This is a genomic window from Stenotrophomonas bentonitica, from assembly GCF_002887735.1.
Taxonomy (GTDB): domain Bacteria; phylum Pseudomonadota; class Gammaproteobacteria; order Xanthomonadales; family Xanthomonadaceae; genus Stenotrophomonas; species Stenotrophomonas bentonitica_A.
Map to the genome: position 1 here is coordinate 506,456 of NZ_PKQP01000001.1, position 11,906 is coordinate 518,361.

An 11,906-nucleotide genomic window follows, 5' to 3' on the forward strand; every position below is an offset into this window, starting at 1 on the left:
GGCATCGGACAGCGCGTCCGTGGAAGCAGCAGGTCGCGCATGGATGAACCACATGCACGCTGCGTTTGCCTGAGTGTTGTCCCACGTGGGCGGTGAGTCCACCGTCAATGGATGTTATTCACGCCTTCACATCCGCTGCGATGCACTGCTACGCGGGGCTATCAGCAGATGCTGTCGCGCTCGCGCGTGTCCTGCAGCCCGTGCATCGCCTGCATGAACGCGGGCGACAACGGCAGTCTGCCGAGCCAGCCGCGCTGCGTTCCACTGAGGACGCGGAGCATGTGTCCACGCCCGCCCGGGATGCGGCCCATCGGCTGGAACAGCACATCGCGGGCGCGCGCCAGGCCATCCCGTTCGGACTGGAACAACGGCGTCAGCCAGCGGCTCCAGTACTGGTAGATCGCTACATGCGCGCGGCGCTGTGCCTGGTAGGCCTGCAGCGCATTGTCGCGATCAGCGTGCGCGCGCAGTGCATCGCGCAACGCCAGTGCGTCCATCAGCGCCATGTTCACGCCCTGCCCCAGCTGGGGGCTCATCGCGTGGGCGGCGTCCCCCACCAGCACCAGCCGCTCGCGGTGCCAGCGCGCGAGCACCGCGTCGCGATACCCGGCGCGAGCCAACTGTGTGGGTTCACACACGCCCGCCAACCGCGCGTGCGCCTGCGGCCACAATGTGGCGATCTCATCCAGCCAGCGCGCCATGCCGTCACGCTCCCACTGGGCGAACCGGTCGCGTGGCAGGCTCCAGAAGAAGCTCAACTGCGGCTCATCGTTGCCGGGTCGCGTGCCCACCGGCAGCAGCCCGATCATCTTGCGCGCCGCCACATAGCGTTGGCGCAGCTCATCGATGTGCGGCCAATCGCAGCGCGGCAGCAGGCACCACAGCGCGCCCCACGGGTATTCGCGGTCAAGCGATGTGCCCTGCACCTGCGCACGCAGCGACGAGGCCGCGCCATCGGCGGCGATCACCAGATCATAGGGGCCATGCCAGCGCCCCTGTGCGTCACGCACGCGCCCCTGCGCGGTGTTCACCTCGACGATGGACGTAGCGGGCTGCAGATTGCCCGGCTGCTCCCACGCAGCGGCCAGCAGCGAGAACAGCGCACCGCGCTGCATGCCCACGCCGTGCAGCGCTGGATTCAAGTCGGCATAGCGCATGTCCATCACCGTGCGCCCGCACGGGGTTTGGCCGTGCAAGCGGCGCACGGGGGCACCGTGCTGCATCACCGCGGGCAGCAGCCCCATCTGCCAGAGCACCTCCAGCCCGGTCGGCTGGAGCAGGAAGCCGGCCCCGACCGGACCGGGCCGCGCCGCGCGCTCGAACACGTGCACCTGGTGATGGTCACGTGAAAGCAGGATCGACAGGGCCTGGCCAGCGGTGCCGTAACCGACGATGGCGATGGTGCGACGAGGGGTCATGGGGGACTCACTGATGAAAAAAAACCCCGCCGAAGCGGGGTTTTCAATGCGCAGCCGAGAAAATCACTCAGCCGGCACGATGTTCGAGGCTTGGGCGCCCTTCGGGCCCTGGGTCACGTCATAGGTGACCTTCTGGCCTTCCTGCAGACTGCGGAAGCCCTTGGAGTTGATCGCGGAGAAGTGCGCGAAGACGTCGGCGCTGCCGTCCTCCGGCGAGATAAAGCCAAATCCCTTGGCGTCGTTGAACCACTTGACGGTACCGTTCGGCATGGTAATGCGAGACCTTCTTCTATGAATGGGTGGTGTACGCTCAACCAGCGCACTGGCGGAGTATGCAAACCTTGTACGGTAATGACAATCACCCCCGTGCCAATTCACCGATCAATTCGGGCAGGCCGGAGGAGGCGGCGTCCACATTGGCCAGCACTTCGGCCATCGTGATTTCATCGCCATCGCCACAGCCGGCGGCCCAGTTGGCCACGATCGCCAGGCAGGCGTAGTCCAGGCCGAGCTCGCGGGCCAGGCTGGCTTCGGGCATGCCGGTCATGCCGACCAGATCGCAGCCATCGCGGCGCATGCGCGCGATTTCCGCATTGGTTTCCAGCCGCGGGCCCTGGGTCGCGCCGTAGCAGCCACCGTCCTGCAGGCGCACGCCGGTCACTTTCGCCGCGGCCAGCACCTTGCTGCGCAGCATCGGCGTGTACGGGTGGCCGAAGTCCACGTGCAGCACGTCGGTGCCCGGCTCTTCGCACAGGGTGGAGATGCGGCCCCAGGTGTAATCGATCAGCTGGTCCGGGCAGGCCAGCACGCGCGGGCCGAACAGTTCGGTGATGCCGCCGACCGTGTTGAGCGCGAGCACACGCTGCGCGCCAATCTGCTGCAGCGCGGCCAGGTTGGCGCGGTAATTGATCTTGTGCGGCGGCAGCGAGTGGCCTTCACCATGGCGGGCCAGGAAGGCCACGCGCTGACCCAGCAGCGTGCCGACGCGGATCGGGCCGGACGGCGTGCCGTAGCGCGTCTGGACCTGGTGGCTGCTCACATCGTCGAGCTGGGCCAGCTTGTAGACGCCGGTGCCGCCGATGACGGCAAGGGAAATGTGTTCCATCATTCCTTCATCGCGTAGATGGCCGGCACGCAGCGCAGCGTTTCGTTGACGTCCATGCCGAAACCGAACACATAGCGGTCCGGCAGGTCGATGCCGGCGTAGTCGGCCTTGACGTCCGGCAGCGCGCGGTCGTGCAGCTTGACCGTCAGCGCGGCGATGCGCACGTCGGTGGCGCCCTGCTCCAGGCACCAGGTGCGCACGCCCTGCAGCGTGTAGCCCTCGTCGAGGATGTCATCGACCAGCAGCACGCGGCGGCCGAACAGCGCGGTGGCCGGCTTGTGCTTCCAGACCAGGTCGCCGCCGGTGGTTTCACCGCGGTAGCGGGTGGCGTGCAGGTAATCGAACTGCACGTCCTGGCCGCGTGCGCCCAGTTCCAGTGCGAGCTGGCCGGCGAACGGCAGCGCGCCGTGCATGATCGACAGGAACAGCGGGACCTCGCCCTTGTAGTCGCGCGCGATGGCGTCGGCGATGCCAGCGATGGCCTTGTCGATGGTGGGACGGTCGACCAGCAGGTCGGCCTGGGCCAGGGCCTGGGAAATGGTGAGGTTGGGCATCAGACGGTTCTTCCAAGGGTGTCAAGCAAACGGGATTGGGTGGTGCCGTGGCGGGAATCGGCCAGCAGGCCGTCCCAGCCCAGCGCGCCGCGGCCGATCAGGCCGAGCAGCGCAGCGGTATTGAGGGTGCGACCTTCGACGGCGCGCAGCGATTCTTCCACCAGTTCGGGGTGGCAGACCAGCACCACGTCGCAACCGGCGTCCAGGTGTGCATCCACGCGCGCCTTCACGCCACCGGCGGCGAATGAAGCGGCCATGCCGATGTCGTCGGAGAAGACCACGCCGCGGAAGCCCATCTGTTCGCGCAGGATCTGCTGGATCCAGCGTGGCGAGTAGCCGGCCGGCTCCGGCGCGACCTGCGGGTAGACCACGTGGGCCATCATCACCGCATCGGCGCCGGCGGCGATGCCGGCCGCGAACGGGATCAGGTCCAGCGCGCGCAGTTCATCGAGCGAGCGCGGGTCGCTGGCGTCGTGGAAATGGGTGTCTTCCAGCACGGTGCCGTGCCCGGGGAAATGCTTGAGCGTGGCGGCCATGCCAACGCTGTGCATGCCGCGCACATAGGCGGCAGTGAACGCTGCGACCACCTGCGGGTCCGCGCTGAAGGCGCGATTGCCGATCGCCAGGTTGCCACGGCCCAGATCGACGACGGGGGCGAAGCTGAGGTCCACGCCACTGGCGCGCACTTCACTGGCCATCAGCCAAGCGTGCTGCTCGGCCAGGGCCAGCGCGGCCTCGCGATCGGAGGCATACAGCGCATCGAAGCCCTGCAGCGGCGGCAGCGCGCTGTACCCCTCGCGGAAGCGTTGCACGCGGCCGCCTTCCTGGTCCACGCAGATCAGCTGCGGGCGCGGCGCGGCGGCGCGGATGGCCGCCGAGAGCTCGGCGATCTGCTCGCGCGAGGCGAAGTTGCGCTTGAACAGGATGACGCCGGCCACGGCGTCGTGCTGCAGCCACTCGCGTTCCTGGGCGGTGAGTTCGGTCCCGGCAACGCCGATCACGAGCATGGGGTGTCTCCAATACGGGGCGCCACCATGGCGCACTGCCGCATTGTCGCAGAACCCGCGCGCAGCGTCAGACCTCGCAACCGTCCGGGCCGCAGCCATCGCCGTGCCCCGCAGGGCCTGCAGGCGTGCGTTCGGCCGCGATCTGGCGCAGGGCCTGGGCGAACGCCTCCGGTGGCTGGGCCCCCTGGATGGCGTATTTATCGTCGATCACGAAGGTGGGCACGGACTGAATGCCGAAGCGCTGCGCCTGCGCCAGCTGCGCCTGGATCTCCTCCAGCCCCTCCTCTCCTTCCAGCAGCGCGGTGATGCGCTCGGCCTGGAGCCGGCCGGCGGCGCCGGCGGCGATCAGGGTCTGGGGGTCGGCCAGGTTGCGGCCCTCCACGAAATGCGCGCGGAACAGTGCCTCGCCGACCTCGGCCTGGACGCCTTCACGCCCGGCCAGCCACATCAGCCGGTGCGCCGGCAGCGTGGTCACCCGGACCTGGCCCTGGTTGAAATCCATCGGCAGGCCCTCGGCGCACGCCGCGGCCTGGGTCTGGGTCAGGATCTGTTCGGTGCGCTCGGCACTGCCGAACTTGGCCGCGTACGCCTGGCGCAGCGGTACCGGGGCCGTGCCGGCGTCGGGATCGAGCAGGAACGGGTGCCAATGCACCTCCACCTCGGGCGCGTCAGCGCCGAGCAACGCCAGTCCCTGCTGGAACCGGTGCTTGCCGATCCAGCACCAGGGGCACACCACATTCGACCAGATATCGATTTTCATCTGGCCAGATTGTGGGCGGAAAGGCCGCTTCACAAGGGCCGCGGATCAGCCGCGTTCAGCGCTGGACCAGCGTGAAAAGGGGTGCGCTGCCAAGGCCAGGTTGTAATAGCGCACCTGGTCGGTGACTTCCTCGCCTGCCCACTCGGGCAGCGTGACCGTCTGCTCGGCGTGCTCGAGCTCCACTTCGGCCACCACCAGCCCGGCGTTCTCGCCGAGGAATTCGTCCACCTCCCAGAGCAGCCCGTCGTGCTCGACCAGGTGCCGGCGCTTGTCGATCAGCCCGCCGACGCACAGCGCCAGCAACGCGCGCGCATCCTCCACCGGGATCGGATAATCGAACTCCTGCCGGGTGTGCCCGATCTCGCGCGACTTCATGTTGAGGAAGGCCTGCGCGCCCTGGATGCGCACGCGCACCGATGCCTTCTGCGCGCCGCTCTCCAGCGAGGCGGCGTCGTTGAGATAGCCCTGTGCCATCGGGATCACCGCGTGCGCAGCGGTGCGCCAGCCCTCACCGGTGACGAGGTATTTGCGTTCGATTTCAATGCCCATGCGCACAGTATGCGGCGATCGCGGCACCGCGGCCACGGCGTGCTTCTATACTGCCCGGCTGCCTTGCAAGGACGCCCCGATGAAACCGCTCTTCCCCGCCCTGCTGCTGACCGTGCTGCCGTTGGGCGCGCTCGCCGCCTCGCCGCCCACGCCTGCACAGATCGAGGCGGCGGTGATGGCCATGGTCGAGGCGGAAAAGACGCCGGCCGCCTCTACCCAGGATCTGCTGCTGCAGTCGATGTTCACCCCTCGCCGGTTCGAACATGGCCCGTGCTGGACAAGCACCACGCTCGCCGGTGCATACGACTGCCTGGTCGGCATGGAGATCGGCCTCAAGAACCGCTACCGCATGCTGCGCTTCGTTCCGCAGGGCATGGGCTGGGCGATGCAGCGCGCCGATGTCGACGCGCCGGTGCCCCCGCGCGAACGTGTCCGCGAGCTGCTCAATGCGCAGCTTGATCGCCGTGCTGCGTCCATCGACGATGCCGCCACCCGCGAGGAACTGCGCGCGTTCCAGCAACGCCTGCAGATCTTCGCGATCGACGACTGCGAACTGCGCAGCACCGAGGCGCCGGAGATCCGCTGCACTGTCACCGCCGGGGATGCGACCGAGCGCGGCACCGAACCGCAGACCTATGTGTTCGACGCACACGGCCAGTGGCAGAACGCCGCGCCCGGGGACGGGCGCTGATCAGCGCTTTTCGAACACCGCGATGCTTTCCACGTGCGCGGTGTGCGGGAACATGTCCATCGCGCCGGCCGAGACCAGGGTGAAGCCCTGCTCGTTGACCAGGTAGCCGGCATCGCGCGCCAGCGAGCCCGGATGGCAGCTCACGTAGACGATGCGCTTGAACTGCTTCAGCGGCAGCTGCTGCAGCACTTCGATGGCGCCCGAGCGCGGCGGATCCAGCAGCAGCTTGTCAAAGCCCTGGCGCATCCACGAGGCCTGGCGCTGGTCCTGGGTCAGATCGGCGGCATGGAACTCGGCATTCTCCAGCCCGTTGCGCACCGCGTTCTCACGCGCACGCGCCACCAGGCCGGCATCACCCTCCACGCCGACCACGTTGCGCACGGTGCGCGCCAGCGGCAGGGTAAAATTGCCCAGCCCGCAGAACAGATCGAGCACGCGCTCGTCCGGACCGGCATCGAGCAGGGCCAGCGCGTGCGCGATCATCTGCACGTTGAGCTTGGCATTGACCTGGATGAAATCCAGCGGGCGGAACGCCAGCTCGACATCCCACGGCGCCAGCTTGAACGACAACGGCACCTCGGCCGGCCACAGCGGCTGCACCGACTCCACGCCACCGGGCTGCAGCGAGATCGCAAAACCGTGTGCCTGCCCGAAGGCGATCCACGCGGCACGGTCGGCATCGCTGAGCGGCTGCATGTGGCGGATGGTCAGCATGATCGCGTCATCGCCGGCGATGAATTCGATCTGGGGAATGTCGCGTTTGCCGTCCAGGGTCTCGATGAACTCGGAGAGCACGCCGACCTTCATCCCGATTTCCGGAATGACGGTCAGGCACTGGCTCAGGTCCGCGACGAAACGCGGGTCCAGCTCGCGGAAGCCGACCAGGGTCTTGTCCTTCTTCTCGACGCGACGCACCGAGAAGCGGCCTTTGCGGCGGTAGCCCCAGCTGTCGCCCACCAGCGGCGGCAGCACCGTGCCCGGGGTGACGTGGCCGATCCGGGTCAGGTTGTCGATCAGCACCCGCTGCTTGGCCACGATCTGCTGCGACTCTTCCAGGTGCTGCAGCACGCAGCCGGCACAGACGCCGAAATGCGGGCAGCGCGGGGTCACCCGCTGCGGCGAGGCCTGTACGACCTCGATGGTCCGGGCTTCATCGAAATGACGATTGCGCGCGGTCGGCTCGGCGGTCACCACCTCACCGGGCAGCGCGCCGGTGATGAAGGTGACCTTGCCACCCTCGCCGTCGCGGCGGGCAACGCCACGGCCGTCATGGCTGAGGTCGAGGATGTCGGTCTGGAAGGGAGTACGGTCGAGGCGGGAGCGGGTTCGGGCCACGTGGCAACAGGCTGCGGGCAAAAAGGGTGCGTATTGTCGCAGATACCAACTGCCAACTGACTTGCCGCCCGCTGAAACCGCTTGCAGGCGGGGACTTCGCGTTTAATATGGGCGCAGCTGACATGGAGGCAGCCCCAATGCAGATGACCCCGAGGGATCCCATGCCCCGATTCCTGCTCGTCGAGGACGACACCATCAGCCGCGGCTTCTTCAAGGCCGCGCTGGAAACCCTGCCGGCGCAGGTGGATACCGCCGATTCCCTGGCCACGGCCATGGACCGCGCCCGTGGCAACCAACATGATCTGTGGCTGATCGACGTCAACCTGCCCGACGGTAACGGCACGCAACTGCTGCAGGAGCTGCGCCGCTCGCGGCCGGACACGCCGGCATTGGCACATACCGCCGATGGCGACACCTCGATCCATTCGCGGCTGCGCGATGCCGGCTTTAGTGAAACCCTGGTCAAACCGCTGAGCCGTGAGCACCTGCTCAAGGCCGTCCGCCGCGCGTTGGTGCATACCGCTGGCAGCCTGTCCACCCCGGTGCTTGCCGACGCCGAGGACGCGGAGGGCGAGCGCCAGGACTGGGACGAAACCACGGCCCTGGCCGCGCTGAACGGGCAGCGCCACCACCTCATCGCGTTGCGCGAGCTGTTCCTGGCCGAGTTGCCCGGGGTTCGCGACGCGGTGGCCCAGGCCCTGCGCGAGGACGATGTGCGGGCCCTGCGCGGCCAGCTGCATCGGCTGCAGGCCAGCTGCGGATTTGTCGGCGCCGCGCGCCTGGCCCGGGCGGTCCGCCAGCTGCACCAGGCCCCGGACTCCACCGGGGCGCAGAGCCGCTTTCGCGTGGCGGTCGACGCCCTGCTGCAGTGAGCACGGGCGGCAGCGCGTGCAGCGTTGCCGCGTGAGTCCCCCCCGCAACGGCGCCGCGGGCCGCCTGCGCTCAGGTGCCCCGTCGCGCCAGGTCCTCCAGCATTTCCCAGGATTTCAGCCCTCGCCCGCCCAGATGGTGCATCAGCACTGCGCGCATCGGCCGGCGCAGGCTGCCCAGATCCTCGGGCCCGGGCAGTTCATCGGCGGCCAGCGCCAGCAACGCACTGCCGGTCGCGGTGCCACGGCGCTGATCCACACCGCGGTCGCTGAGCAGCCGGCGCGGCCCCTCCTGCGGGTCCAGCTCATACCGTGCGGCCGGGTCGACCGGCTCCTCATCGCTGCCGTGCAGCAGATCGAAGCCGAAGCCCAGGGCCTCCAGCAGGTCGCGCTCGAAACGGCGCAGGGTCCAGGCCAGCGGCTCGCCATCGCGCAGCCGTGCGCGGACCTGCGCGTAATGGTCGTAAAGCTCGGGCAGCGGGTCCTGGCGGGGCGCCAGCCGCATCAGCAGTTCGTTGATGTAGAACCCGGCCAGCATCGCCTGGCCGGTCAGGCGTGGCGCAGCGTCCAGGGCCTCGGCCCCGCGCAGCTGGGCCAGCTCGCCCCGCTGCACGGCGGTCAGGCGGATCCACTGCAATGGCTGCAGGGCCGCGCGCAGCGCCTGGCTGCGCGGGCTGGATACGCCTCGGGCAAGCACCCCGATCCGGCCGTACTGCTCGGTCAGCACCTCCACGAGCAGACTGGTTTCCCGCCACGGGCGGGCGTGGAGCACGAACGCCGGCTCATCCTCGATGCGCATGGTTCAACCGCCCGGGGTTGGAGGGGCCGGCTTATTCGTAGCCGAACGCCTTGAGCGCGGCTTCATCGTCGGACCAGCCTTCGCGCACCCGGACCCAGGTTTCCAGGAAGACCTTGGCGCCGAACAGACGTTCCATCTGCAGGCGGGATTTGGCGCCGATCTCCTTCAGGCGGGTGCCGGCCTTGCCGATCACGATCGCCTTCTGGCCTTCGCGCTCGACCCAGATCACCGCACCGATGCGCAGCAGGTTGCCATCTTCGACGAAGCGCTCGATCTCGACCGTGGTCGCATACGGCAGTTCTTCGCCGAGCTGGCGCATCAGCTGCTCGCGCACCAGCTCACCGGCGAGGAAGCGCTGGCTGCGGTCGGTGATCTCGTCCTCGCCGAACATCGGCGGGGCTTCCGGCAACAGCTTCATCAGGTCGCGGACCAGCGATTCCAGGCCATTGCGCTTCTGCGCCGAGATCGGGTGCACCGCGGCGAACGTGCGGCCCTCGGTGACCTGCTGCAGGAACGGCAGCAGGGCGCCCTTGTCCTTGAGCCGGTCGATCTTGTTGACCACCAGCACCACCGGGATCCCCGAGTCGCTGAGCACGTTGAAGGCCAGCGTGTCTTCCTCGTCCCAGCGGCCGGCTTCGATCACCAGCATGCCGGCGTCCACGCCCTCGAGCGAGCCGCGCGCGGCGCGGTTCATCACCCGGTTCATGGCGCGCTTCTGCGCACGGTGCAGGCCGGGGGTGTCGACCAGCACGATCTGCCCTTCCGGGTAGCTGGCAATGCCGAGCAGCCGGTGCCGCGTGGTCTGCGGCCGGTTTGAGACGATACTGACCTTGGCGCCCACCAGGGCGTTGGTCAGGGTGGATTTGCCGACGTTGGGGCGACCGATGACGGCCACGCTGCCGGAACGATGGGGGGTTGCTTCGTTCACTTGGAATCCAGTTGCTCGAGGGCGGCGGCAGCCGCCTGTTGTTCGGCCAGCCGTCGCGAGGCACCTTCGCCTTCGGTGCTGACAGCGGGGTCGGTTACGCCGCAGCGTACCCGGAAGGTCTTGGCGTGATCGTCACCCGATTCTGACACCAGCTCGTACAGGGGCAATGCCTTCTGCCGCGCCTGCAGCCATTCCTGCAGTCGGGTCTTGGGGTCTTTCTCCGGCTTGCCGGTGGCCGGCAGGGCCTGCATCGAGGCGGTGAACCAGGGCAGCACCACGGTCCGGCAGGCGGCGAAGCCGGCATCGAGGTAGATCGCGGCGACGACCGCTTCCAGCGCATCGGCCAGGATGGAGTCGCGGCGATGGCCGCCGGTCTTCATCTCGCCCGGGCCCAGGATCAGGCGCTCGCCCAGGTGCAGCTCGCGCGCGATCACCGCCAGCGCGCCCTCGCGCACCAGTTCGGCACGGGCGCGGGTCAGCGCGCCCTCGTCGGCCTTGGGCCAGCGTTCGTAGAGCGCCTGGGCCACCATCATGTTGACGATGCTGTCGCCGAGGAATTCCAGCCGCTCATTGTTGGGCGTGCCGGCACTGCGATGCGTCAGCGCCTGCTGGAGCAGGCCCGGATCGTTGAAGGGGTGACCGATCAGGTCACCGCGTTGGAAGGTCTTAGTCGGCACCGCGGAGAGTCAGATCCTGGTTGGTGTCAAATTTGCCCACCACGTCGAGATTGCCGATCAGCTCACGGCGCACTTCGTAGTTGACCTTCAAGTTCCAGCCGCCGTCGATGCGGTCGAACTTGATATCGGAGGGCTTGAGATTCTCGGAATAGCTCATGTGGATGCGCTTGAAGAACAGCTCCTGGACCCTGGCCGGCTCCATGTTGGCCACCCCCGGCTCTTTGGCCAGGCTCTTCAGCGCCGTGCGCACGGCGTAATACTCCTGGTACATCGGGAACAGCTTCATCCCGATGTACAGGAAGAAGGCGACCACGATCAGGACCACCAGGAACGAGGTCAAGGTGATGCCGCGCTGCGATGTCATGTTCTTCATTGCGTTCTCCCCAGATACGCGTGTGCCATCAATCAATGGATACCCGTGCCGATCCGCGACGGCTCGAAACCGTCCTTGCAGAACCAGCCCGAGCAGTTCAGCCAGATCAGGAAGGCCTTGCCGCGCAGGTTTTCCTCCGGCAGCAGGCCCCAGAAGCGGCCGTCGTCGCTGTTGTCGCGATTGTCGCCCATCACCAGGTACTTGCCGGCCGGAACGGTCCACTGGCCTTCGCCGCGGGCGTAGTCGGTCTCCAGCACGGTATGGGTGCGGCCCGGCAGGTGCTCGACCAGCAGCGAGCTGCCCTCGCCCTGGCCGTTATGGCCGGCGTACAGGCCTTTGTTGTCGTATTTGACCGGCTCACCGTTGAGGATCAGGCCATTGCCCTGGAACTCGATCTGGTCGCCCGGCACGCCGATCACGCGCTTGATGAAGTTCTCACCCTTGGCCGGATCGTTGTCCGAGTGGCCCGGGAAGTGAAACACCACCACGTCGCCCCGCTTGGGCTCGCCGAACGGGATCACCTTGGCGTTGTTCAACGGCAGGCGCAGGCCGTAGGAGAACTTGTTGACCAGGATGAAATCGCCGATCAGCAGGTTGGGCATCATCGAGCTGGACGGGATCTTGTACGGCTCGGCGATGAAGCTGCGCACCACCAGTACGATCGCCAGCACCGGGAAGAACGCCCGGGCGTAATCGACCACCACCGGCTCGGTGTCCAGCAGGCCGGCGCGCTGGGCGCGGCGCTTGGCGAAGTACAGCTTTTCAGCCAGCAGGATCAGGCCCGAGGCCAACGTCAGTACGACCAGGAGGAACTCAAACAATTTCATGCAGTGTCCTTGGG

The 11,906-nt window shown here is 67.7% G+C and carries 15 protein-coding genes; 2 read left to right on the forward strand and 13 right to left on the reverse strand.

Going from position 1 to position 11,906, the window contains the following annotated elements:
- Window positions 1-161: 161 nt before the first annotated feature.
- The 7 genes from C0R07_RS02295 to C0R07_RS02325 all read right to left on the reverse strand — a co-directional run bounded on the left by C0R07_RS02295 (window position 162) and on the right by C0R07_RS02325 (window position 5,393).
- The gene (locus tag C0R07_RS02295) at window positions 162-1,418 is read right to left on the reverse strand and encodes an FAD-dependent oxidoreductase (RefSeq protein WP_102788096.1); all 1,257 of its coding nucleotides are present in this window, start codon (window positions 1,416-1,418) and stop codon (window positions 162-164) included.
- Between the two features lie 63 nt (window positions 1,419-1,481).
- Complete coding sequence (cspE, locus tag C0R07_RS02300; protein ID WP_019183439.1) at window positions 1,482-1,688, reverse strand: transcription antiterminator/RNA stability regulator CspE; 207 nt, start codon at window positions 1,686-1,688, stop codon at window positions 1,482-1,484.
- An 88-nt stretch (window positions 1,689-1,776) separates the two neighbouring features.
- Window positions 1,777-2,523 carry an S-methyl-5'-thioinosine phosphorylase gene (locus C0R07_RS02305; RefSeq protein ID WP_070425660.1) on the reverse strand — a complete coding sequence of 249 codons (747 nt, stop codon included), beginning with the start codon at window positions 2,521-2,523 and terminating at the stop codon, window positions 1,777-1,779.
- Complete coding sequence (locus C0R07_RS02310; RefSeq protein WP_019183441.1) at window positions 2,523-3,077, reverse strand: hypoxanthine-guanine phosphoribosyltransferase; 555 nt, start codon at window positions 3,075-3,077, stop codon at window positions 2,523-2,525. The genes C0R07_RS02305 and C0R07_RS02310 overlap by 1 nt, the downstream gene beginning before the upstream one ends.
- On the reverse strand, window positions 3,077-4,084 hold the full coding sequence (gene nagZ / locus C0R07_RS02315; protein WP_019183442.1) for a beta-N-acetylhexosaminidase: 1,008 nt from the start codon (window positions 4,082-4,084) through the stop codon (window positions 3,077-3,079). The genes C0R07_RS02310 and nagZ overlap by 1 nt, the downstream gene beginning before the upstream one ends.
- A gap of 67 nt (window positions 4,085-4,151) precedes the next feature.
- Window positions 4,152-4,844: a DsbA family oxidoreductase gene (locus C0R07_RS02320; protein WP_102788097.1), complete on the reverse strand. Its 693-nt coding sequence runs from the start codon at window positions 4,842-4,844 to the stop codon at window positions 4,152-4,154.
- A gap of 45 nt (window positions 4,845-4,889) precedes the next feature.
- A complete protein-coding gene (locus C0R07_RS02325) occupies window positions 4,890-5,393 on the reverse strand; it encodes a CYTH domain-containing protein (RefSeq protein WP_026069817.1) in 504 nt (167 codons plus the stop codon).
- Between the two features lie 79 nt (window positions 5,394-5,472).
- On the opposite strand from C0R07_RS02325, the gene C0R07_RS02330 reads away from it, so the two are divergent.
- Window positions 5,473-6,084: a hypothetical protein gene (locus C0R07_RS02330; protein WP_102788098.1), complete on the forward strand. Its 612-nt coding sequence runs from the start codon at window positions 5,473-5,475 to the stop codon at window positions 6,082-6,084.
- On the opposite strand, the gene rlmD is transcribed toward C0R07_RS02330, so the two are convergent.
- A complete protein-coding gene (rlmD, locus tag C0R07_RS02335; protein WP_070425663.1) occupies window positions 6,085-7,419 on the reverse strand; it encodes a 23S rRNA (uracil(1939)-C(5))-methyltransferase RlmD in 1,335 nt (444 codons plus the stop codon).
- 137 nt (window positions 7,420-7,556) lie between these two features.
- On the opposite strand from rlmD, the gene C0R07_RS02340 reads away from it, so the two are divergent.
- A complete protein-coding gene (locus C0R07_RS02340) occupies window positions 7,557-8,291 on the forward strand; it encodes an Hpt domain-containing response regulator (RefSeq protein WP_102788099.1) in 735 nt (244 codons plus the stop codon).
- 70 nt (window positions 8,292-8,361) lie between these two features.
- Here the strand turns inward: C0R07_RS02340 and recO are convergent, their stop codons facing one another.
- Genes recO through lepB form a run of 5 tightly spaced genes read right to left on the reverse strand, consistent with a single transcriptional unit; the run spans window position 8,362 to window position 11,892 of the window.
- On the reverse strand, window positions 8,362-9,087 hold the full coding sequence (gene recO, locus C0R07_RS02345; RefSeq protein ID WP_070471053.1) for a DNA repair protein RecO: 726 nt from the start codon (window positions 9,085-9,087) through the stop codon (window positions 8,362-8,364).
- Between the two features lie 31 nt (window positions 9,088-9,118).
- Window positions 9,119-10,015 carry a GTPase Era gene (gene era / locus C0R07_RS02350; RefSeq protein WP_019183449.1) on the reverse strand — a complete coding sequence of 299 codons (897 nt, stop codon included), beginning with the start codon at window positions 10,013-10,015 and terminating at the stop codon, window positions 9,119-9,121.
- Entirely contained in the window at window positions 10,012-10,692 is a 681-nt protein-coding gene (rnc, locus tag C0R07_RS02355; protein ID WP_070471054.1) for a ribonuclease III, read from the reverse strand. The genes era and rnc overlap by 4 nt, the downstream gene beginning before the upstream one ends.
- Complete coding sequence (locus C0R07_RS02360) at window positions 10,682-11,065, reverse strand: DUF4845 domain-containing protein (protein WP_046273302.1); 384 nt, start codon at window positions 11,063-11,065, stop codon at window positions 10,682-10,684. Before C0R07_RS02360 ends, rnc begins: the two co-directional genes overlap by 11 nt.
- 32 nt (window positions 11,066-11,097) lie before the next feature.
- Window positions 11,098-11,892 (reverse strand): signal peptidase I, encoded by a 795-nt coding sequence (gene lepB, locus C0R07_RS02365; RefSeq protein ID WP_019183452.1) that lies wholly within the window; start codon window positions 11,890-11,892, stop codon window positions 11,098-11,100.
- Between the last annotated feature and the right edge of the window lie 14 nt (window positions 11,893-11,906).

Excerpts from the sequence above, each read along its gene's own strand:
- lepB (WP_019183452.1), bottom strand. The coding sequence starts at position 11,892 with ATGAAATTGTTTGAGTTCCTCCTGGTCGTACTGACGTTGGCCTCGGGC.
- recO (WP_070471053.1), bottom strand. The coding sequence starts at position 9,087 with ATGCGCATCGAGGATGAGCCGGCGTTCGTGCTCCACGCCCGCCCGTGG.
- C0R07_RS02360 (WP_046273302.1), bottom strand. The coding sequence starts at position 11,065 with ATGAAGAACATGACATCGCAGCGCGGCATCACCTTGACCTCGTTCCTG.
- C0R07_RS02305 (WP_070425660.1), bottom strand. The coding sequence starts at position 2,523 with ATGGAACACATTTCCCTTGCCGTCATCGGCGGCACCGGCGTCTACAAG.
- C0R07_RS02295 (WP_102788096.1), bottom strand. The coding sequence starts at position 1,418 with ATGACCCCTCGTCGCACCATCGCCATCGTCGGTTACGGCACCGCTGGC.
- C0R07_RS02310 (WP_019183441.1), bottom strand. The coding sequence starts at position 3,077 with ATGCCCAACCTCACCATTTCCCAGGCCCTGGCCCAGGCCGACCTGCTG.
- nagZ (WP_019183442.1), bottom strand. The coding sequence starts at position 4,084 with ATGCTCGTGATCGGCGTTGCCGGGACCGAACTCACCGCCCAGGAACGC.
- C0R07_RS02320 (WP_102788097.1), bottom strand. The coding sequence starts at position 4,844 with ATGAAAATCGATATCTGGTCGAATGTGGTGTGCCCCTGGTGCTGGATC.
- C0R07_RS02325 (WP_026069817.1), bottom strand. The coding sequence starts at position 5,393 with ATGGGCATTGAAATCGAACGCAAATACCTCGTCACCGGTGAGGGCTGG.
- C0R07_RS02330 (WP_102788098.1), top strand. The coding sequence starts at position 5,473 with ATGAAACCGCTCTTCCCCGCCCTGCTGCTGACCGTGCTGCCGTTGGGC.
- cspE (WP_019183439.1), bottom strand. The coding sequence starts at position 1,688 with ATGCCGAACGGTACCGTCAAGTGGTTCAACGACGCCAAGGGATTTGGC.
- C0R07_RS02340 (WP_102788099.1), top strand. The coding sequence starts at position 7,557 with ATGCAGATGACCCCGAGGGATCCCATGCCCCGATTCCTGCTCGTCGAG.